Origin of the sequence: Novosphingobium sp. AAP93 (assembly GCF_001296055.1) — a bacterium.
GTDB lineage: Bacteria > Pseudomonadota > Alphaproteobacteria > Sphingomonadales > Sphingomonadaceae > Novosphingobium.
The window spans coordinates 1-21,533 of the sequence record NZ_LJHZ01000069.1; the positions used below are offsets into that span (position 1 = coordinate 1).

A 21,533-nucleotide genomic window follows, 5' to 3' on the forward strand; every position below is an offset into this window, starting at 1 on the left:
GGAGCCTCTGAACGAATCGGCGGGAGGCCTGCCGGATGCCCCGCGCGGCCGCAAGCGCCGCCGGATCGCGCTGGTTTCAGCCGGAGCGCTGGCTGCCCTCGCGATTGGCCTGTGGTCCGCGCGGGAACAGATCGCGGGCGGTCTGATCGACCGGCAGCTGGCGCAGCTTGGCCTTCCGGGACGCTACACCATCGCGGGCATCGGCGCGGACCGGCAGGTGCTGCGCGACATCGTGATCGGCGATCCGGCCCATCCCGATCTCACCATCGCCCGCGCCGAAGTGCGCATGGCCTATGGCCTTACCGGCCCGCGCATTGGCCAGATCATTCTCGAGCAGCCAAGGCTTTATGGCGCATACCGCCAAGGCCATCTGAGCTTTGGCGCGCTCGACAAGGTGCTGCTCCCCAATGCGCCGGCAGGAACCGCGCCGGGACTGCCCGATCTCGATCTGCGGGTGATCGACGGCCGCGCCTTGCTGGAGACCGACTTCGGGCGGCTGGCCGCGAAAGCGGACGGCGCTGGCAATCTGGCGGGCGGCTTCAAGGGTACGCTCGCGGCGGTGATGCCCGGCGTTGCGGCAGCCGGCTGCAGCGGCGAGAAACTGAGTGCTTTCGGGCAGGTCTCGGTTTCCGATGGCAAGCCGCGCTTTGCCGGGCCGCTGCGGCTCGCTGCCCTCGCTTGCGGGAAAACCCTCTCCGCCGGGCCATCGACACTCGCGCTCGACGTGACGGGTGACAAGGACCTCGGCGGCGCCACGATCAAGGGCAAGCTTGGCACCGGCACGCTGACTGCGCCGGGCGTAGCGGCCGCGCACCTGATGCTGGGCGGCGAGCTGGCGTTCAAGCTCGGCATGCTGCGCGGCCATGTGCTGAGCGAAGTGAAGGGCCTGCGCACCGCAGGGCTGACCGCCGGCACGCTGGGTGTCGATGGCGATCTCGACATGAAGTCGGGCGGGCAGAACCTCGTCTTCCGGGGTGCCGTCTCCGGTCTCGATCTGGCCCGGGGCGCCGCGACGGAAAAGGCGCTCGCCGGTGCGCAGACCGCGGCGGAAGGGACGCTCGCCGCGCCGCTGCTCGCGAAGATCCGCGGCGCGCTGACCCGCGAGGAACGTGGCAGCCGGCTCGCGGGCGATGTCGTGCTGCGGCATGATCGCGCACGGTGGAGCCTTGTCGCCCCCAGTGCCGAAATGCGCGGCGGGAGCGGAGCCGCAATGCTGTCCGTCTCGCGCCTGCAGGTCGCGTCGGAGCCGGCCAAGTTGCCCACGCTGACCGGCAATTTCGTGATGGCGGGCGAAGGGCTGCCGCCGATCACCGGGCGCATGGAGCCGGGTGCGGGCGGCCGCCCGGCGCTCAAGCTGCGCATGGCGGAGTACCGCGCAGGTGCAAACATGCTGGCGCTGCCGCTGCTGGAAATCACGCAGGAGCGCGGCGGCTCGCTGAGCTTCAGCGGGACGGCGCTGGCTTCGGGCGCGATCCCGAGCGGGGCGGTGCAGGGGCTCAGCCTCCCCATTGCGGGCACGATCAGTCCGCGCGGCGATCTCGCGCTGTGGCCGCGCTGCATGACGCCTTCGTTCACCAGCCTGCAACTGGGCGCCGTCACGTTCGACAAGCGGCAACTGACGGTCTGCCCGGCGGGCGGACGCGCCATCGTGCAGAGCGGGCCGCGCGGTGTTTCGGCGGCACTCGGCATCAATGCGCTCGCGCTCAGCGGGCGGCTGGGCGAAACGCCGCTGGTGCTGAGCAGCGGTCCGGTCGGGCTTGCCTGGCCCGGCACACTGACGGTGCGCGACGCCAATGTCGTCCTCGGTCCGGCGGACACGTCGACCCGGCTGAAGCTGACCAACCTCGTCGCGCAGCTCGGCAAGGACTTCGCCGGCACGTTCGACGGGGTGGACGCAAGGCTTGCCGCCGTGCCGATCGACATGGCCGATGCCGCCGGGGACTGGCGCTTTGCCGATGGCGTGCTGACCCTGAGCGGCGTGCGCTTTGCCGCTTCGGACCGTTTCCAGCCCGCGCGGTTCAAGACGCTGGCGGGGGAGGGCGGGGTCCTCACGCTCAAGGACAACCGCATCCTTGCCAATGCCTTGCTGCGCGAACCGGATTCGCAGCGCGAGGTTTTGCGCGTAGCGGTACGGCATGATCTCGGCACCGCGCGCGGACATGCCGATCTGACGGTCGATGGCCTCGTCTTCGATGAGGGCAAGATCGTGCCCGGCAAGGTCGGCGGGTTGCAACTGCGCGATCTGGCGCCGCAGTTCCGCGGTGTGATCGCCGATGCGGATGGCACCGTGCACGGCAAGGGCGTGGTCGACTGGACCGCCGAGAAGGTGACCAGTTCCGGCAGCTTCAGCACCGCAGACTTCGATTTCTCGGCCGCGTTCGGCCCGGTCAAAGGCCTTTCCGGCACGCTCCAGTTCACCGATCTCATCGGCATGGTGACCGCGCCGCACCAGATCCTGCACGTGGCCTCGGCCAATCCCGGCATCGAAGTGACCGATGGAACAATGGATATCGAACTGCTGCCCGAGCAGGTCGTGCGCATCAACAGCGGGCTCTGGCCGTTCCTCGGCGGCACGCTGCGGCTGGCGCCCGGCGATCTGCGGCTTACTGTCAACGAGCCGCGCCGGTTCCGCATCGAGATGGACGGGATCGATGCGGGCAAGTTCCTCGAGCGGATGGAACTGGCGAACCTCTCCGCCACCGGCGTGTTCGACGGGCATCTGCCGCTTGAATTCGACGCCAACGGCGGGCGCATCACCGGCGGCGAACTGGTCTCCCGCGCGCCCGGCGGCACGGTCTCCTATGTCGGCGCGCTGTCCTACAAGGACTTGTCCGCGATGGCGAACTTCGCGTTCGATGCGCTGAAATCGCTCGATTATTCGAAGATGACCATCGGCATGGACGGCAACCTTGCGGGCGATGTCGTGACGCGGGTGGAGTTCACCGGGATCAAGCAGGGCAAGGCTGCCAAGCAGAACTTCATCACCCGGCAGGTCGCGCGGGTACCGATCAAGTTCAACGTCAACATCCATGCGCCGTTCTACAGTCTGATCTCCTCGATGAACCCGCAGCCGCCGCCGCGGGCGTTCAAGGGTTTGCCGCCGGCCGCTTTCGGATTCGGAACCTTTCAGCCTCCTGCCAGCGGCGTTCAGCCCCCGGCAAGCAGCCCCAAGCCATAAGGAGCCAGCAATTGACGCGGTCAAGCAACCCTGCAACCAAGTGGCCCATCCAAGGCGAGGGGCAAGATGGCATGGCGGGGACAAGCAAGCGACTGAGGCGATTGTGCCTTGCGGCCCCCAAAGTGCTTGGGGTGGTGGCAGGCTCGATGCTGACGGGGGGCTGCATCACGGTGAAAGCGCCCGACAAGCCGATCGTCATCGAGCTCAACATCAACATCAAGCAGGAAGTGGTCTATCGCCTGGCCGGAGATGCCAGCCAGACGATCGACAAGAACAAGGACATTTTCTGAGATGGCACGTTTTTCCAGGAACCTCAGGCTCGCAGTGGCCGCCGTCGCGGTCCTCGGCATGATCCCCGCCGCCGCGCTGGCGCAGCGCGATCCCGCCTATGCCGCCGCACGCGCGGCCGGGCAGGTGGGCGAGAAGGTCGACGGCTACCTCGGCTATGTCACCCCGCCGAGCCCCTCGCTCAAGGCGGTGATCGACGAGCTCAACATCAAGCGCAAGGCGGTCTACGCCGAGAAGGCGGCGGCTGCCCATGCCACGGTCGAGGAATATGCGCTGACTTCGGGCTGCCTGCTGATTTCCCAGACGCAGCCGGGCGAGAAGTACCAGGGCCCGGACGGCAGCTGGCAGACGCGCACCTCCTCGCCGCCGCTGCGCGATTCGCGCTGCCCGTAAGGACAAATCGCGCAATTTTGAGGCGCGCGCCGGGGGATGAACCCGGCGCGCGTCTTCGCACATGCCGCAAATCTGCGGTTTACAGCCACATCGGGCGCGGTTGACTTGCCAAGCCGCCCTTCCTAAAGGGCCGGTGCCCTTGACGGGGGACCGTTTCCCGCGCCACGCCGTTTGTGCTGCATCTCAGCAGACAGAAGGTTGGCATGGTTGACGACCCCTCCGGTGAGGACCCCAAGGGCGCGGATGCCCGGATCGCATCGCTCGAAGCGCGGCTTGCCGCAGCCAGAGCCAGCGAGGCGGAGCGCACGCGCAGCGGCCAGCAAGGCGCCGACGCGGGCTACCGGCTCGGCAACCGCGTTCTGGCTGAACTGCTGGGGGGAATGATCGGGGGTGCGGCGGTCGGCGTGGCCATTGACTGGTTCGTCGGGCGCGGCCACTGGGGCCTGATGGTGATGCTGTTCCTCGGGATCGCAGTCGCCTTCAGAAACATCATCCGGATTGCGAACCGGCGTTCCGATTGACCCCTTCGTTCAGGGGGCCGCATTGGAAGGCCGTTTTGGCATACTAGTGAAACGGGATTTTCGCGCGTGGCAACCGAAGCCAAAGTTGATCCGATGCACCAGTTCACGATCGAGCCGCTGTTCGGCACCGATCACTGGGCCCTTGGCGGTTTCAACATCGCGTTCACCAATTCTGCGCTGTGGATGCTCATTTCCGCGGTCGTTCTCTACGCTTTCATGCTGGGCGGGATGAAGCGCGAGCTCGTCCCCGGCCGCTGGCAGATGATGGTCGAGAGCATGACCGGCTTCATCGAGAACATGCTCTCGGCGAACGTGGGCAAGGAAGGGCGCAAGTACCTGCCTTACGTGTTCTCGCTGTTCATGTTCATTCTGTTCGCGAACCTGCTCGGCCTGCTGCCGCTCGGTCTCGTCGGCCTGCACCCCTTCACCTTCACCAGCCACTTCACCGCGACGGGCGTGCTTGCCATCCTCTCGTTCTCGATCGTGCTGGTGGTCGGCTTCTACAAGCACGGCCTGCACTTCTTCTCGCTGTTCGTGCCGCACGGCACGCCGCTGCCGATGATCCCGCTGATCTTCGTGATCGAGCTGGTCTCGTTCCTCGTGCGCCCGTTCAGCCTCGGCCTGCGTCTCTTCGTCGCCATGATGGCCGGCCACGTCCTGCTCGAAGTGCTCTCCAGCTTCGTCATCGGCGGCGCCAATGCCGGCGCGTTCTTCATGGGTCTCGTCTCGATCCCCAGCTTTATCCTGATGGTTGCCATCTGCGCGCTCGAGATCCTCGTCGCCGGCATCCAGGCCTACGTCTTTGCGCTGCTCACGTCGCTCTACATCAACGACGCCGAGCATCTGCACTGAGTTTTCAAGTACATCGTCCATCCATCTGAATTTTTGAGAAAAGGGAGTTTAAGTCATGGAACCTGCAAGCGCCAAGCTCATCGGTGCGGGTCTCGCTGCGATCGGCGCCGGCATGGCCGCCATCGGCGTGGGTAACGTCTTCGGTTCGTTCCTCGAGAGCGCGCTGCGCAATCCCGGTGCCGCCGACGGCCAGCAGGGCCGCCTGTTCATCGGCTTCGCGGCCGCCGAACTTCTCGGTCTGCTTTCGTTCGTCGTGGCGATGATCCTGATCTTCGTCGCCTGACCTTGCGGGAAGGGCGGCCGGCCGGACACCGTGCCGGCGAGCCGCCCTCCCTCTGTTTTCCAGCGTTCTGCCAAAGCTCTCCTGAGCCTCCGGGAACCCCAATGCCTCAGATTTCGCAGCTTGCCGCGACCTACTCCAGCCAGATTTTCTGGATGCTGGTCATTTTCGGCGCCGTCTTCTTCCTCGTCGGCCGGGGCATGGCGCCCAAGGTTCTCGAGACCATGGAAGGCCGCGACCAGAAGATTGCCGCGGACCTCGCCGCTGCCGAAGCCGCGCGCCATGAGGCGCAGGCCCAGGACGATGCGTGGAAGGCAGCCGCTGCCAAGCAGCGCGGGGAAGCCCAAGCGCTGATCGCCGCCGCCAAGGCCGAAGCCGCCAAGGCCGCGGAAGTGCGGCTCGCCGCAGCCGGTGCCGACGCGGATGCCAAGGTCACCGCTGCCGAGGCGCGTATTGCCGCGGCGCGCGAAGGCGCTCTGGCTGAAATCGAAACCGTGGCGGCCGATGCCGCAGCCGAAATCGCCGCCCGCGTTGCCGGGCTGACGGTTGCGGCCGATGCCGCCCGCGCGGCGGTGAAGGACGTTCTCCATGGCTGATTTCGCGCTGCTTGCCCACGCTGCCAACGCGGTTGCCGAACATGGGGCCGAACACGCCGAACCGATGGCCTTCGGGTTCATCACTCCCGGCATGTGGGTCGCACTCTCGATGACCGCGTTCCTCGCGATCGTGATCTGGAAGAAGGTGCCCGCCGCGATTGCCGGTGGTCTTGACGCCAAGATCGGCACGATCCGCCAGCAGCTCGATGCCGCCAAGGCGCTGCGCGCCGAAGCGGAAGCGCTCCGCGCGGAATATGCCAAGAAGATCGCCGGTGCCGAAGCCGATGCCGCCGCGATGGTCGAGCATGCCCGCCACGAAGCCCAGGCGATCATCGCCAAGGCCGAGGCGGACACCACTGCCGTGATCGCGCGCCGCGAGAAGATGGCGACCGACAAGATCGCCGCAGCTGAACGCGCGGCGGTCGACGAACTGCGCGCCCGGGCTGCTGCTGCCGCTACCACGGCGGCTGGTCAGCTGATCGCCCAGCACCACGGCGCGAGCGCCGACAAGGCGCTGGTCGATACCGCCATCGCCGGTCTCGCCAACTGATAACCACATTGGATCATTCCCCGCCCGGTGCGGCGGGGCATGGTTAACTCTGTCCTAAGGGTTTTCGCCTAGTCCGGCCTTCATGAGAAGGATCGGGACAGGATGCCGGGCATGAGCCGCGGGTTTTTCCGGCAGATTGCGTTGCTGTTTCTGGCGTGTCTGATGCTGAGCCTCGGAGCCGGGCGCGCCGAGGCTGCCAGCTGTTTCTACGCGACATCGCAGGGTTCGACCGGGCCCGCCAACTGGAACTCCTACTGCTGGCTCGATTTTTCCGGCTATAACGACACCGCCGCGCGAAACGGCGGGCAGGCCATGTCGTACACGCTGCCCGACGGCACGGTGATGACCTTCACGCTCACCATCAGCGGCGCGGGAATCACCGGTGCGGGGGCTCCGTCATGGGGTGGGGCCGCGGTCGGCAACACCGCATTCCTCGGCATCGGCGGTCGCCCGATCCTCTATCAGACGGCGGCCGGCACGACGACGGCGACGATCTCAAACATCGTGCTGACCCCGCCCGCCGGTGTCTCGCAGATCACCAGCTACATGTTCGTGGCGGCGGACGGCGAATCGTCGAACGAGGGCGAATCGCTGCGCTTCGTGACCAATGGCGGCAACTGGATCGCGCTCGACAATTCCGGCCCGATCAGCGGCTCAACTTATCCGACCAGCGCCGGGCTCGGCACCAATACCTTCACCGTCACCGGCGTCCCGGGCACCGTGGGCGCCAACATCGTCGGCTCCAGCACACCGACCTCGCTGACGACGACCATCGTCGGCGGCGGCTTGCAGGGCGTCATGTTCGCGGTCCGCTTCGCCTCGATCCGGCTCAACCTGCAACTGACCGGCGCGCGCGCAGCCTCGGCGGATCAATTCACCTTCAACATCAATGCTACTTCGGGCGGCGCCGCGCTCGCCACCGGCACGTCGAGCGGGACGGGCAACGGCCCGTTCACCGCGGCGACGCTCACCACTGCATCGGCGCTCCCGCTGACCCTGACGCAGAGCATGGCGGCGGGCAGCCTGAACCCGCTCACCGACTACCGCTCCAGCCTGACTTGCACCAATTCCGTGAGTTCCAGCACGCCTTTGCCAAGCGGGGTACTGACCACCAACTACAGCTTCGGCGCATTGCAATTCGGCGATCTCGTCACCTGCACGTTCACCAACACGGTGTTCCCGCACATGCAGCTGACCAAGGCGCTGGGCACTGGCGGGCGGCGGTTCAACACCGACCAGTTCGTGATGAACATCAACCAGGGTTCAACCACGATCGCCACGACGACGACGACAGGGACGACCACGACGGTGACCAACGCCTCCACCCCGCAAGTCATGGGCGCGGCGGGTACGGCCTATACTTTCACCGAACTCGGCGCAGGCTCGACCAGCCTTACGCAGTATACCTCGGCGATGACCTGCACGAACGCGTTCACCGGCTCGTCGACCGCGCTGCCCAATGCGGTCGGTGGCACGGTCACGCCGCAGATGGGTGACGTGATTTCCTGCACGATCACGAACACCCGCCGTGCGACGAATGCCACGCTCACGCTGGTGAAGACATCGAGCGTGCTCTCGGACCCGCTCAACGGCACGACCAATCCCAAGATGATCCCGGGCTCGATCGTGCAGTATTCGATCCTCGTCTCGAACACCGGGCCGACGGCGGTGGACAACAACACGGTGCTGCTGATCGATTCGTTGCCGAGCCAGATGCGCGTCGGCACCGCCGCGACGCCGACTTTCACGCAAGGTTCGCCCACCAGCGGCCTGACCTTCAACGCGACCAACGATATCCGCTACTCGAATGCGGCAACCGCGCCGACGACCTACGCAGGCTGCACCTATACGCCGACGTCGGCCTATGATGCCTCGGTGCGGTTCATCTGCGTCAATCCGAAGGGCACGATGGCGGGATCAACCGGCACGCCGCCCAACTTCACGATCTCGTTCAGGGCGCAGATGCAGTGATCTTGCGCAGCCCGGCGAGCAGGCGCGGCCCAAGCTCCGGGCCCTGCAGCGGATAGAGGAACGGCTCGATCACTTCTGCTTCCATCAGCAGCAGCGCGCCATCGGGCCCGCGTACCAGATCGATGCGGGCATAGAGCGGGGCAGGGAAGGGGAGGCCTGCGATCACCTTCTGCGCAGCGGCCAAGTCGTCCGGCGTCGGCGTGACCGCCGTATCCCACCCGCCATAGAGCGACTGCACGCGGTAGTCGCCGGGGGCAGGGCGCTTGATCAGGCCATGGCTGAACTCACCATCGATGAAGATCAGCGAGTGTTCGCCCTCCTCGACGATGCCGGGGAGGAACGGCTGGACCAGCGCGGCATGGCCCATGCGCCAATCGGCTGCGGGCGGATTGTCGCAGGTGAAATCGAACTGGCCTTCAGCTCCCGCACCGACGCGGCGCTTCACCACGAGGCGGTCGCAGTCGAAGTGGTCGAAGGCCGCGAGGATCTCGTCGCGGCCCGGATTGTCCAGCAGCAGGGTGGGGATCGTGGCGACACCGCGCTCCGCCAGTTCGGCGAGGTAGCCTTTGTCGATGTTCCAGCGCACGACATCGGGGCTGTTGCACACCGGCACGCCCAGTGCGGCGATGGCATCCAGCTTGGCGAGAAAGGCGTCGCGGTTGTCGAAGTAGTCCCACGGTGTGCCGATCAGCGCGGCATCGAAGGCCGCAAAAGCATCGAGCGGGGCCTGCCAGTCGATGTCGGTCACGCTTTCGCCGGGGCGCAGCGCGGCGACAATGGCGTCCATCTGCTGGTCATGCTCGAAGGCATCGGGGCGGCGGTCAGGGGCGCCGGGCAGCGTGGTGCTGCAGGCGAGGAAGGCGATGTTCATGGGTGAGGCTCTCTCGTTGTGCAATCCCCTGATCCGCTCATGCTGAGCTTGTCGAAGCATCATCCGCGACGCTTGTGCCAGCACCCTTCGACAAGCTCAGGGTGAGCGGATTTGGGGATTGGAATTCTGGTCTATGGGTGCGTCAAGGCCGCGTCGATCCGCGCACGATAAGCCGGACCGGCACGCGGCGCGGGGTTTCAGGTTCGCCCGACATCGCGGCGAGGAGGCGCTCGACGAGCAGGGCACCGGCGGTTTCGAAATCCGATTCGATCGTGGTCAGCGGCGGGGTCGACCAGGCGCCCGCACGCACACCATCGAAGCCGACGATGCCGACTTCATCGGGCACATGGTAGCCGCGCTCGCCCAGTTCCTTGAGCGCGCCCAAGGCGATCTCGTCGCTCACTGCGAAAATGGCGTCGAACGCCTCGCCGCCTTCGGCAAGGCGCGCGGCGGCGCGGCGGCCCTGTTCCTCGCGGGGGAGGCCGCGTTCGATGCGCTGGAGCACCGGCGTGCGGCCCGCATCGCGCATCGCGGCGGCATAGCCGTCATAGCGCTCCTTGAACTGGCGCTGCGGCGAGGTTTCCGAGCCGATGCAGACGATCTTCTCATAGCCGCGCACCAGCATGTGGCGCACCGCCAGCGCCGCGCCCGCTTCGTTGTCGCTGCGCACCCAGGGGAAGCTGTCATTCGGCGCGCCCCAGCAGACCCAGTTGGTGGCCGGATCAAGCTCGCCGAAGTAGTCCCACGCGGGCGTGTTCTCGCTCGTGCCGATGACGATCATGCCATCGGCCTTGCGGCGCTCCTCGTAGTGGCCCCAGAAGTTCTCGGCGCTGTCCTGAAAGCTCACCAGCACTTCGTAGCCGCGCGCGGAGGCGGCGGCGCAAGTGCTGCCAAGGAGGGCGAAGTAGAACGGATTGAGGTCCTTGCGGTCCTGCCCGGCGCGGCAGATCATCACCACCGCGAGCGTGCCGGTCTTGCCGCGGCGCAGGCGCGCGGCATTCTCGTTGACCTGGTAGTTGAGCCGCGCGGCCGCGGCGATCACGCGCTGCCGGGTGGGCTCGCTGATCGAGGTATCCCCCGCCAGCGCGCGGCTCACGGTCGACTGGCTGACGCCGGCTTCCTCCGCCACGTCGAACGAGGTGACGCGGGTGATGCGGCGGGTCGTATCGGTCGTCGGGGCCATCAGCGGAAGTTATCCTTGGCGCTGCGCAGCGCGGCAAAGGTTTCGACGGGCGAAGCGCCGCCCCAGCGGGCCTGCAAGGCCGGATCGTCGGCACGCAAGAAGGGATTGGTGGCAAGTTCGCGGTCGAGCCGGGTGGGAACGGTCCATTCGCTCCGGCTGCGCTTGTCGGCGATCTCGGCTGCATAGGCGGCGAGGGCGGCGTTGTCCGGATCGGCATGGAGCGCGAACTTCGCGTTCGAGGCGGTGTATTCGTGCGCGCAGTAGAGCGTCGTCTCGGCAGGCAGGGCCTTCACGCGCAGCAGGCTGGCCCAGAACTGGTCCGGCGTGCCTTCGAACATGCGCCCGCAGCCCAGCGCGAAGACGGCATCGCCGACGAAGGCAATGGCAGCTTCGGGGAGGTGATAGGCGCAGTGGCCCAGGGTATGGCCGCCGACGTCGATGACGTGCGCTTCATAGGCACCGAACGGCACGGTAGCGCCCTGCGCGACGGTACGGTCGATCCCCGCGATGCGCGCGGCGTCTGCTGCGGGAGCAACGATGGTGCACCCCGTCGCCGCCTTGATCGCCTCGTTCCCGCCCGCATGATCGGGGTGCCAGTGGGTGTTCCAGATCTGCGTGATCGCCCAGCCCCTGGCCGCCGCCTCGCGCAGATAGGCTTCGGCGTCGGGCGTATCGATGCACGCCGTCTCCCCGCTCGCGCTGTCGTGCAGCAGATAGCCGTAATTGTCGCTGAGGCAGGCAAACTGGTGGACTTCGAGCGTCATGGGTCCTCTCGGGCGTCTTTTGCCGCCGAGCCTAGCGGAGTGTGCGCGGCAATGCAAAAGCCCGCCCGGCGAACGCCTCAGGCTTCCAGCGCGGCCCGCAAGGCCTTGTTCATGCGCGCCTGCCAGCCAGGGCCAGTCGCGCGCCAACCTTCCAGCACATCGGGATCGAGGCGTAGGGTGACCGACTTCTTGGCGTCTGCCTTGGTCGTGCCAACCGGGCGTCCCCGTTTGCCCGGGCCGAAGGCATCCCGGATGGCAGCCGGGATCGCATCACCCTTCAGCGCATGGGCAAAGTCCACCTCGGTCCATTCGGGGTTCTCGTCGTCAAAGAGAACGGTCGGGTTCGGTTCAGACATAACGGCGCATCTCCTTGGCATGGGCACGACGCAAACTGATCACACGGATTGTCTCTCCACGCATCGTTCCGGCCACGCAGCAGGCCTCGCCGTCGATGTAGCCGTAGAGCCGGAAGCGGGGCTCGGAAAAACGGTCATCGGCGATATAGGCCCGAACATCGAGCTCGGCAGCGCGGGCAAGCGACAGGCCGTGCTTGGCAAGGTTCGCCAAATCCTTCGCTGGATCGTACTCGATATCCACGATTTAATTGTAGTTGCAGTTAAATCAGAATGCAATGCAAAAGCCCGCCCGGATCGCTCCGGACGGGCTTTTGCTTTGCCTGGCGGCGGTAAGCTGAGACTTACTGCTTGGCCTTGAGGGCCGCGCCGAGGATGTCGCCCAGCGAAGCGCCGGCTTCGGACGAGCCGTACTGCTCGACGGCTTCCTTCTCTTCGGCGAGCTGACGCGCCTTGACCGAGAAGTTGGGCTTCTTCGAGCGATCGAAGCCGATGACCATGGCATCGAGCTTCTGGCCGACCTGGAAGCGGTCCGGACGCTGCTCGTCGCGGTCGCGGCCGAGATCGGTGCGCTTGATGAAGCCGGTCGCGCCGTCTTCGCCGGCCTGCACTTCGAGGCCGCCATCGCGGACTTCGAGGACAGTGACGGTGACGACTTCGCCGCGGCGGAGCGAGCTGCCGCCCGCCGAAGTGCCGCCGGCCGCCGGAGCGCCCTTTTCAAGCTGCTTCATGCCAAGCGAGATGCGCTCCTTCTCGACATCGACGTCGAGCACGATGGCCGAAACCTGCTCGCCCTTGCGGTGCAGCGCCAGCGCGTCCTCGCCCGAGATGCCCCAGGCGATATCCGACATGTGGACCATGCCGTCGACGTCGCCGTCGAGGCCGATGAACAGGCCGAACTCGGTCGCGTTCTTGACTTCGCCTTCCACGGTCGAACCGACCGGGTGCGCTTCGGCGAAGGCTTCCCACGGGTTCTGCTGGGCCTGCTTGAGGCCGAGGCTGATGCGGCGCTTGTCGCTGTCGACCTCGAGCACGAGCACATCGACTTCCTGCGAGGTCGAGACGATCTTGCCGGGGTGGACGTTCTTCTTGGTCCACGACATTTCCGAAACGTGGACGAGGCCTTCGATGCCCGCTTCCAGTTCTACGAACGCGCCGTATTCGGTGATGTTGGTGACAACGCCGTGCAGCTTCGCGCCGACCGGGTACTTGGCGGCGACGCCATCCCACGGATCGCTTTCAAGCTGCTTCATGCCGAGGCTGATGCGCTGCGTGTCCTGGTTGATGCGGATGATCTGGACGCGCACGGTATCGCCGATCGCGATCACTTCCGACGGATGGTTGACGCGCTTGTAGCTCATGTCCGTCACGTGGAGCAGGCCGTCGATGCCGCCGAGGTCCACGAACGCACCGTAGTCGGTGATGTTCTTGACGACGCCGTCGATGATCTGGCCTTCCTTGAGGTTCTGGATCAGGCCCGAACGCTGCTCGGCGCGGGTTTCCTCGAGGACGGCGCGGCGCGAGACCACGATGTTGCCGCGGCGGCGGTCCATCTTGAGGATCTGGAAGGGCTGCGGCATGTCCATCAGCGGGGTCACGTCGCGCACGGGGCGGATATCGACCTGCGAGCCGGGGAGGAACGCGACGGCGCCGTCGAGGTCGACGGTGAAGCCGCCCTTGACGCGGCCGAAGATCACGCCTTCGACGCGCTTGCCTTCGCCGAATTCGTTCTCGAGCTTGTCCCACGCGGCTTCGCGGCGGGCGCGGTCGCGGCTGAGCATGGCTTCGCCGTCGGCGTTCTCGACGCGGTCGACGTAGACTTCGACTTCGGCGCCGACGACGAGGCCGTGCGGCTGGCCGGGCATGGCGAATTCGCGCAGCGGCACGCGGCCTTCGCTCTTGAGGCCGACGTCGATGACGGCCTTGTCGTTTTCGATGGCGGTGATGGTGCCCTTGACGACCCGGCCTTCAAAACCGCCATTCGCGGCGCCGCCGAGGGTCTCATCGAGCATCGCGGCGAAATCGTCGCGCGTGGGATGGGATGCCATTGGAAAAAGTATCCTGTTATCGCTGTTTCCGGCCAGGCGGTTGTATCCGCCGGTCTTTCACCGGATGCCGCCCCATGCGGATCCGGGCCAAGGGGCCGAACCATCTGCCGGGCCGAATGCCGTGGCAGATATCCGAAGCAGAAGGATCGCTCCCGCTGCAGACCGGCGGCCCCTATGTCAGGGATGGGTAAAAGGCAAGCGAAACCGCGCCTCTCAGGCCGCCAAGGAGCGGGGATACTGTTTCGTGGTGCGGGCCGAAGTGCGGAAGCGCGCAACGGCGGTAGCAAGTTCTCCGGCCTCGTCAGCCAGCGAACGGGCGGCCGCAGCCGTTTCCTCGACCACTGCCGCGTTGCGCTGGGTCATCGAGTCCATGCCCGAGACGGAGACGCTGACCTGATCGAGGTTGATCGACTGCGCCTGAGTGGCTTCAGCGATCTCGCTGACAAGGGTGGCAAGTGTATCGACACGTCCGACCAGCGTGGTCAGCGCTTCGCCGGTCCGGCTCACTAGGCTCACCCCGCCGGATACCTCGCGCGAGCTCGTCGCAATGAGCGTGCGGATCTCGCTTGCTGCATCGGCGCTGCGCTGGGCCAGAGCGCGCACTTCGTTGGCGACAACGGCAAAGCCCCGTCCGGCATCTCCGGCCCGTGCCGCTTCGACGCCGGCATTGAGGGCGAGCAGATTGGTCTGGAAGGCGATCGAGTCGATGAGATCGACAATGCGGCCGATCTCCTGCGAGGAGCGTTCGATCGCACCCATGGCCGCCATCGCTTCGCCTACCAGAGTGCCGCCGACTTGCGCGTCCTGTGTGGCCAGACCGATTTCAGTCTCGACTTCGCGGGTGCGGTTTACCGTCGACGAGACCAGCGCCGCGACCTGCTTCATGGCTGCGCTCGATTCCTCGACGCTGGCAGCCTGGCTCTGGTTGCGCGTGGCGAGATCGCTCGAGGCAGTGCGTATCTCGGCCGCACCCGTGCTGACGCTGTGTGCCGTTCCGCCGACGCGGGCCAGTACGGCATCGAGCCGCTGCGCAGCGGCATTGTAAGCCTCGCGCAGTTGCTCGTATTCAGCGGGGAAGGGAGGTTCGATGCGGTGCACCAGATCGCCTTCGGCCAATTGGCCGAGCGCCGCCCCCATCCGTTCGACGACAAGCGCCTGCTTAGTGGCATCTTCGCGCTGGGTGCGGGCCGCGCTGCGGAAGACTTCGATGGCGCGGGTCATTTCGCCGATCTCGTCGCTGCGGTGCTCGCTGCAGCGACCCGCCTCAAGATCGCCCGCGGCCATTGCCGACATCACATCCGCCGTCCCGGCAATGGGATCGAGCACATGCCGGCTGAGCAGGCGGACCGCTCCCACAGTCAAGGCGACGGTCCCCACACCGGCCAACGCCATGACGATGAGGAGCGCAAAAACGGTCGTCGTACTGCTGGAGACCAGCGCATTGCGCGCGGCGGTCGCATGTTCGGTCAGCAGCAGGATCGCGCTGCGTTCGCGCGCGAAGATGGCATCGATCCGCTGCTTGCTCGCCTCGGCCCCCGCCACATCGCCGCGTCCGAGCGCGGGGAGCAGCACCGCGTTGACTTCCTGCCAGAACGCATCGGCTTCCTTGGCGACCGAAGTGCGCAGCTCTTCGGCAAGGGCCGGGTCGACATCGTCCGCCGTCCAGCGTGCCAGGCTGGCGCGGTACTGCCCTTCGAGTTCGGCGAGGTCGGCGCGGTTCCGGGCGAGATGGGCTGGATCATCGATCGCCTGCCGTGCCTTGAGCGCCGGTTCGACAATGTAGAGCGGCGGGGGAAGAATATCGGCGGTGAAGCCGGTCACACTATCGATCCGGTTCTGCACCGTGCCGCCGACCCGGATGTGCTGCACGGCAAGGCCGATCAGCAGCAGCATGAAAGCGACGGTTCCTGCCAATGCGAGGCCGCCCCGACGGCTCCGGATACGGATGGACATGGCAAGCGTGCTCCCCTGTTCTTATGGCCGTGCGACAGAAAACTAGCCATTAGTGGGTGTGCATAATCCGGCCTTGAAAACCAAAGGCTTGCAAGCGCTGGACGGTGCTCTGCCTAGGCCGGCAAAGCGTGTTGTTAACGATTGCAGGGGAGCGACCTGCACAAAGGTGCAGGATCAACGATCCGGCAAGGCCTTCCGAGTTGCCGCGAGGCCCTTGATCACGCGAACTTGCTGCGCAGCGCGAGCAGCGCCAGCGCCGCCTTGGCCGCCTCGCCGCCCTTGTCCTTTTGCGCGGGATCGGCCCGCACCAGCGCCTGTGCCTCGTTCTCGACAGTGAGAATGCCGTTGCCCACCGCAAGTCCGTCCATCGTCAGCGCCATCACGCCGCGCGCGCTTTCGCCCGCGACGATCTCGAAGTGATAGGTCTCGCCGCGGATCACCACGCCGATCGCGACATAGCCGTCATAGTGGCCGGACTGGTCCGCCAGCACGATCGCGCCGGGAATCTCCAGCGCGCCGGGCACGGTGATCACATCGACCTTGTGGCCTTCAGCTTCCAGCGCGGCGCGGGCGCCGGCCACCAGCATGTCGTTGAGGTGGTCGTAGAAGCGGGCTTCGACGATAAGGAACTTGGCCATGCGCGCTTACTCCGCGGTGATCGGCTGCTCGCCGACGATGTTGAGCCCGTAGCCTTCGATGGCGACGATATTGCGGTGGGAATTGGTCAGCAGCACCATGTCGTGGATGCCGAGATCGGCCAGGATCTGCGCGCCGATGCCGTAGCTGCGCAAGTCCATGTCGCCGGTGCGGCCCGCGATCTCGGCCTGCAGGCTGTCGCTGTCGCCGGGCATGAGCACGACGATCACGCCCGCGCCCGCCTTGCCGATCTCGCTCATCGCGCGCTGCAGGCTGCGCTTGCGCGGGCCGGGCTGGCCGAGCACGTCGCTCATGATCGAGATGCCGTGCATGCGCACCAGCGTCGGCGCATCGGGGCGGACCGCGCCCTTCTGCAGCACGAGGTGGACCACGCCGTCGATCTTGTTGCGGTAGGTCTTGATCGTCCAGTCGCCGCCGTAGTCCGAATGGAACGGCTGCTGGTCGATGCATTCGACGAGGTGGTCGTGGCGGCGGCGATACTCGATGAGATCGCGGATCGTGCCCATCTTGAGGCCGTGGCGCCGCGCGAAGGGGACGAGGTCGTCCATCCGCGCCATCGTGCCGTCGTCCTTCATGATCTCGCAGATCACGCCCGAGGGATTGAGACCCGCCAACCGTGAAATATCGACCGCGGCTTCGGTGTGCCCCGCACGGACAAGCACGCCGCCATCGCGTGCGATCAGCGGGAAGACGTGGCCGGGGGTGACGATGTCGTCCTTGCTCTTGGCGGCATCGATGGCGACGGCGACGGTGCGCGCGCGGTCGGCGGCGGAAATGCCGGTGGTCACGCCCTCGCGCGCCTCGATCGAGACGGTGAAGGCGGTCTCGTGCCGCGTGCCGTTGTTGCGGCTCATCAGCTCGAGGCCAAGTTGCTCGACGCGCGTGCGGGTGAGGGTGAGGCAGATCAGGCCGCGGCCGTGCGTCGCCATGAAATTGACCGCATCGGGCGTCGCCATCTGCGCGGGGATCACGAGATCGCCCTCGTTCTCGCGGTCCTCGTCGTCGACGAGGATGAACATGCGCCCGTTGCGCGCCTCGTCGATGATCTCCTCGATGGGGACGAGGGCGGGGGCGTCGTCGTTTTCGCTGAGCACGCGTTCGAGCTTGGCGAGCGTGTCGGCGGTGGGGTTCCAGCCGGGAAGGCCCGCATCGCGCAGGGTGTTGGCATGGAGCCCCGCCGCGCGGGCGAGGCCGGAGCGGGACATGCCGCCTTCAACGATGAGGCGGCGGATGCGGTCGATGAGTTCGCTGGACATGCTTGCCATATCTCACATCAGAATGTGATGCACAAGCGCCAACATCACATTGAGATGCGAAATCATGCCGAATGATTCGCGATTCCAAGCATTAACCGTTTCGGACGGTGGCTGTATGGTCACACCTTGGTGCAAGCTGCCGCTACGGAATGGACAAAATTTAATTAAGCGGTTGACAAGGAACGTGCCGCGAAGTGTTCTGGTGCACAGAAGGTCGACCCTCAAAAATGATGGGCGCCCGCTGAAGAGAGAGGACATTGATATGAGGGGTAAACTTACCCTGCTCGCAGGTGTGTGCGCAGCAGCCGTCGCTTCGCCGTCGTTCGCACAGAATGCGCAGAGCACCGCCGGCGACAACGGCACAGCCGTCCAGGAAATCATCGTGACCGCGCAGCGCCAGTCGCAGCGCCTCCAGACGGTGCCGATCGCGATCAGCGCCTTCACCAAGGAAAACCTCGACAAGCAGCAGATCCGCAACCCGCTCGATCTCCAGCTGTCGCTGCCTAACATCACCTTCACCAAGACGAACTTCACGACGTCGAGCTTCACCATCCGCGGCATCGGTGACCTCTGCACCGGCGTGACTTGCGATAGCGCGACCGCGATCCACATCAACGACGCGCCGCTGTTCGCCACCCGCCTGTTCGAAGGCGAATTCTACGATCTGCAGCAGGTCGAAGTGCTGCGTGGTCCGCAGGGCACCCTGTTCGGCCGCAACGCGACCTCGGGCGTGGTCAACTTCCGAACCGCGAGGCCCGACCTCAACGGCTTCGGTGCTTCGGGCGATGCTGAATACGGCAACTACAACTCGGTCCGCCTGCGCGGCATGATCAACGTGCCGATTAGCGAGACGCTCGCGGTGCGCGCCGCCGGCTTCTACCTGAAGCGCGATGGCTACACCAAGAACCTCTTCGACAACTCCAAGATCGACGACCGTGACATCTACGGCTTCCGCGGCTCGCTGACCTGGCAGCCGTCCTCGTCGACGACCATCGACCTCATGGGCCAGTACTTCCGCGAGAAGGACAGCCGCATGCGCATCCAGAAGCAGTACTGCCAGGAAGATCCGACCGGCATCCTGGGCTGCCTCAACACCACGCGCGGCACCAGCACCACCAACGGCAACGCGCTGCTCGCCAACGTGCTGACCAGTCGCGAGTTCTTTGCGATCCGTGGCCTGCCGCAGGCCTTCGCGCTCGGCAGCATCTACGGCCCGCAGGTCTATCGCAACGAGATCAATCCGGCCGACCCGCGCGTCGTCAACACCGACTTCAAGCCGAGCTACTTCACCGAGGAAACCATCCTTCAGGGCGTGCTCAAGCAGGACATCGGCGAGAAGTTCAGCCTCCGCGTCGAAGGCAACTACCAGAACGTCAAGGTCGACTCGCAGCAGGACTACAACAACGCGGTTGCCGATCGCTCGGGCTTCGCGGCAGGACTCGGTGCGCTGCAGGCGGCCGGTGCAGGCTTGCTTGGGGCAGGTCTCCAGAAGTACCTCGCTCCGATCGCCAACGCGCTGATTCCGCAGGGTGCGGCTGGCCCGCTCTGCACCTCGCTGGGTGAACCTACCGGCACCGGCGTGTTCGGTGGCCACAGCGCCTGCGCCGCGACTCCGCTCGACTTCGACCGTTCGGTGCAGAACAACAAGAGCTGGACGGCGGAAGCGGTGCTGACCTCGAAGTTCGACGGCCCGTTCAACTTCCTGCTCGGCGGCATCTACGGCAAGTACACGCTCACCGAGAATAGCTACTACGTCAGCTCGTTTGGGCTTGATTACTTCGCTGGCGTCGTCGGTGCGTTCTCGGCGCTGGGTGCCGGGGTGCCGGTTCCCGCCTATCTCGCCACGCCGACGTATCGCAACAATACGCCCGACTACAAGCTGACCACATACGGCATCTTCGGTGAGGCCTATTGGAAGTTCAACGACAAGATCAAGCTCACCCTCGGTCTGCGCTACAACAACGACAAGAAGGCGGTGAGGGCGCGTACCACGCTGTTCAACTTCCTTGCGCCGGTCGGCCTCGCCAACGCCTATGACTCGCCCTTCCTCGCCGCTTCGTACGACGCGGACTCGGGCATTGCGGGCAACCAGCCGTTCCAGGTCCGCAACGTGAAGTTCGGCGAATGGACCGGCCGCGCGGTGCTCGACTTCCAGATCACGCCGGACAACCTGGTCTATGCGTCGTACTCGCGCGGCTACAAGTCCGGTGGTATCAACCCGCCGCTGTCGCCGATCTTCGCGGTTCCGGAAAGCTTCACGCCTGAATTCGTGAACTCGTTCGAAATCGGTTCGAAGAACACCTTCGCGAACGGCGCGCTGCAGCTGAACCTCACCGGGTTCTACTACCAGTACAAGGGCCTCCAGCTCTCCCGCATCGTGGCGCGTACCTCGGTCAACGACAACGTCAGCGCCAACATCTACGGTATCGAAGCCGAAGCGATCATCCGCCCCAGCCGCCAGCTGACGATCAACACGAACTTCAGCTACCTCAACACCAAGGTGTCGGAAGACAAGCTGCTGTCCAACCCGCGCGACTTCGGCAATGGCCGCAAGGATGCGGTGATCATCAAGGACATCACCAACACCGCGAACTGCGCCGTCGGCTCGAACTCAGGCAATGTGGCGGGCGTGAATGCCTTCGTGAACACGGCCAACACGCTGATCAACAACGGGGCTATCCCGGGCGTTGCCGGGGGTGCCGGGCTCAAGCCCACCACGCAGTTCCCAGCTGGCGGCGGCATCGCCTCGACCGGCGCCTACTCGATCTGCGCCGTGCTCAGCGCGCTGGCTCCGACGCTCGGCAATGCGCCCGGCATCGGCGGCGTGACGGTCTACTCCTCGGGTATTGCGACCAACATCCGCGGCAACCACCTGCCCGGCGCGCCGAACATCAAGTTCTCGGCCGGCGTGCAGTATGCAGCGCCGATCGGCAACCTGACGCTGACCCCGCGCTTCGACCTCAACTTCACCGGCAAGTCGGATGGCACCATCTTCAACGGTGTGGTCGACAAGGTCCCGTCTTTCACGCAGCTGAATGCCCAGCTGCAGCTCGATGGTCCGGACAAGAAGTGGTTCATCCGCGGCTTCATCCAGAACATCACCAACGACAACTCGGTGACTGGTCTCTACGTGACCGACCAGTCCTCGGGTAACTTCACCAACGTCTTCACGCTGGAACCGCGCCGTTACGGTATCGCCGCCGGCTTCAAGTTCTGATCGTTCGGGGGGAACCGGCCCGGTGCCCAAGCGGGCGCCGGACGGTCTGAGGCGGGCGCCGGAGGGAAACTTCCGGCGCCTTGCTTTTGCGCGCATGTCGCGGGCAAGATCGCCGGGTGGATCCGGTCTTTCATTTCCCTGCCGCGAGCGAAGCGGATGCCGGCGTCGCGCACTGGTTCGCTGTGCCGGACCCGCTGCGCGCGTTGCTTCTGCCCTGGCATGCTGCCGCGCGCGCCCGCGGGCCGGATACGCGCGAACTGCTCCACGATGGCCGCCCGACAATCTGTGCGGGCGACGGCGCCTTTCTCTACCTCGATGCCTATGCGGCGCATGGCGCGATCGGCTTTTTCTTCGGGGCCGAGCTGCCCGATCCGTCAGGCCTCCTCGAAGGGGCGGGCAAGCGCATGCGCCACGTGAAGCTGCGGCCCGGTCGCATGCCTGAGGAGGCTCGGTTGGCAGCGCTCATCGCAGCCGCCTAACGCGATATGAGCCGTCGCATCAGCCCATAAGGAAGCGGCACACCGCGCTTGTCCGCGCGATGTGCCGCCGTAGTTCGGAATCTTCACGGGCGGGCGGGGCGGCATCCCATGAGATGCCGCCCC

The 21,533-nt window shown here is 65.9% G+C and carries 20 protein-coding genes; 11 read left to right on the plus strand and 9 right to left on the minus strand.

All coding sequences use genetic code 11. From position 1 onward, the window contains the following. The 9 genes from IP83_RS11315 to IP83_RS11355 all read left to right on the plus strand — a co-directional run. The coding region (locus tag IP83_RS11315) for a YdbH domain-containing protein (RefSeq protein WP_054122330.1) at positions 1-3,178 on the plus strand (3,178 nt) is incomplete at its 5' end. A 71-nt stretch (positions 3,179-3,249) separates the two neighbouring features. Further along, positions 3,250-3,468: a YnbE family lipoprotein gene (locus IP83_RS11320; protein WP_054122331.1), complete on the plus strand. Its 219-nt coding sequence runs from the start codon at positions 3,250-3,252 to the stop codon at positions 3,466-3,468. A 1-nt stretch (position 3,469) separates the two neighbouring features. Beyond that, positions 3,470-3,859 carry a YdbL family protein gene (locus IP83_RS11325; RefSeq protein ID WP_054122332.1) on the plus strand — a complete coding sequence of 130 codons (390 nt, stop codon included), beginning with the start codon at positions 3,470-3,472 and terminating at the stop codon, positions 3,857-3,859. 203 nt (positions 3,860-4,062) lie between these two features. Continuing rightward, positions 4,063-4,380, plus strand: a complete 318-nt coding sequence (locus tag IP83_RS11330; RefSeq protein WP_054122333.1) for an AtpZ/AtpI family protein — start codon at positions 4,063-4,065, stop codon at positions 4,378-4,380. A gap of 66 nt (positions 4,381-4,446) precedes the next feature. Continuing rightward, positions 4,447-5,232 (plus strand): F0F1 ATP synthase subunit A, encoded by a 786-nt coding sequence (locus IP83_RS11335; protein WP_054122334.1) that lies wholly within the window; start codon positions 4,447-4,449, stop codon positions 5,230-5,232. A gap of 55 nt (positions 5,233-5,287) precedes the next feature. After that, positions 5,288-5,515: a F0F1 ATP synthase subunit C gene (locus IP83_RS11340; RefSeq protein ID WP_054122335.1), complete on the plus strand. Its 228-nt coding sequence runs from the start codon at positions 5,288-5,290 to the stop codon at positions 5,513-5,515. Positions 5,516-5,616: 101 nt separating this feature from the next. Then, positions 5,617-6,108 carry an ATPase gene (locus IP83_RS11345; protein ID WP_054122336.1) on the plus strand — a complete coding sequence of 164 codons (492 nt, stop codon included), beginning with the start codon at positions 5,617-5,619 and terminating at the stop codon, positions 6,106-6,108. Then, the gene (locus IP83_RS11350) at positions 6,101-6,658 is read left to right on the plus strand and encodes an ATP synthase subunit B (protein WP_054122337.1); all 558 of its coding nucleotides are present in this window, start codon (positions 6,101-6,103) and stop codon (positions 6,656-6,658) included. Before IP83_RS11345 ends, IP83_RS11350 begins: the two co-directional genes overlap by 8 nt. Before the next feature lie 111 nt (positions 6,659-6,769). Continuing rightward, complete coding sequence (locus IP83_RS11355; protein WP_054122338.1) at positions 6,770-8,629, plus strand: hypothetical protein; 1,860 nt, start codon at positions 6,770-6,772, stop codon at positions 8,627-8,629. Here the strand turns inward: IP83_RS11355 and IP83_RS11360 are convergent. From IP83_RS11360 to ribB, 9 genes are all read right to left on the minus strand, one after another. After that, positions 8,610-9,500, minus strand: coding sequence for a RimK family alpha-L-glutamate ligase (locus IP83_RS11360; protein WP_054122339.1), 891 nt, complete (start codon positions 9,498-9,500; stop codon positions 8,610-8,612). The two genes, IP83_RS11355 and IP83_RS11360, sit on opposite strands and share 20 nt — an antisense overlap. A 142-nt stretch (positions 9,501-9,642) precedes the next feature. Further along, positions 9,643-10,683 carry a LacI family DNA-binding transcriptional regulator gene (locus IP83_RS11365; RefSeq protein ID WP_231625013.1) on the minus strand — a complete coding sequence of 347 codons (1,041 nt, stop codon included), beginning with the start codon at positions 10,681-10,683 and terminating at the stop codon, positions 9,643-9,645. Further along, positions 10,683-11,447 (minus strand): hydroxyacylglutathione hydrolase, encoded by a 765-nt coding sequence (gene gloB, locus IP83_RS11370; protein WP_054122340.1) that lies wholly within the window; start codon positions 11,445-11,447, stop codon positions 10,683-10,685. Before gloB ends, IP83_RS11365 begins: the two co-directional genes overlap by 1 nt. Positions 11,448-11,524: 77 nt before the next feature. Beyond that, a complete protein-coding gene (locus IP83_RS11375) occupies positions 11,525-11,803 on the minus strand; it encodes a BrnA antitoxin family protein (protein WP_054122341.1) in 279 nt (92 codons plus the stop codon). Beyond that, on the minus strand, positions 11,796-12,044 hold the full coding sequence (locus tag IP83_RS11380) for a BrnT family toxin (protein ID WP_054122342.1): 249 nt from the start codon (positions 12,042-12,044) through the stop codon (positions 11,796-11,798). Before IP83_RS11380 ends, IP83_RS11375 begins: the two co-directional genes overlap by 8 nt. A 100-nt stretch (positions 12,045-12,144) precedes the next feature. Next, entirely contained in the window at positions 12,145-13,848 is a 1,704-nt protein-coding gene (gene rpsA / locus IP83_RS11385; RefSeq protein ID WP_054122343.1) for a 30S ribosomal protein S1, read from the minus strand. Between the two features lie 213 nt (positions 13,849-14,061). After that, on the minus strand, positions 14,062-15,801 hold the full coding sequence (locus IP83_RS11390) for a methyl-accepting chemotaxis protein (RefSeq protein ID WP_082364653.1): 1,740 nt from the start codon (positions 15,799-15,801) through the stop codon (positions 14,062-14,064). Positions 15,802-16,019: 218 nt separating this feature from the next. Further along, positions 16,020-16,439 (minus strand): 6,7-dimethyl-8-ribityllumazine synthase, encoded by a 420-nt coding sequence (ribH, locus tag IP83_RS11395; protein ID WP_054122345.1) that lies wholly within the window; start codon positions 16,437-16,439, stop codon positions 16,020-16,022. Positions 16,440-16,445: 6 nt separating this feature from the next. After that, positions 16,446-17,714 (minus strand): 3,4-dihydroxy-2-butanone-4-phosphate synthase, encoded by a 1,269-nt coding sequence (gene ribB / locus IP83_RS11400; RefSeq protein ID WP_054122349.1) that lies wholly within the window; start codon positions 17,712-17,714, stop codon positions 16,446-16,448. Positions 17,715-17,976: 262 nt separating this feature from the next. Between ribB and IP83_RS11405 the strand changes: the two genes are divergently transcribed. Together IP83_RS11405 and IP83_RS11410 are read left to right on the plus strand one after the other, a co-directional pair. Continuing rightward, positions 17,977-20,931 carry a TonB-dependent receptor gene (locus tag IP83_RS11405; RefSeq protein WP_054122346.1) on the plus strand — a complete coding sequence of 985 codons (2,955 nt, stop codon included), beginning with the start codon at positions 17,977-17,979 and terminating at the stop codon, positions 20,929-20,931. Between the two features lie 116 nt (positions 20,932-21,047). Next, positions 21,048-21,410, plus strand: coding sequence for a DUF1801 domain-containing protein (locus IP83_RS11410; RefSeq protein ID WP_054122347.1), 363 nt, complete (start codon positions 21,048-21,050; stop codon positions 21,408-21,410). Positions 21,411-21,533: the final 123 nt, after the last annotated feature.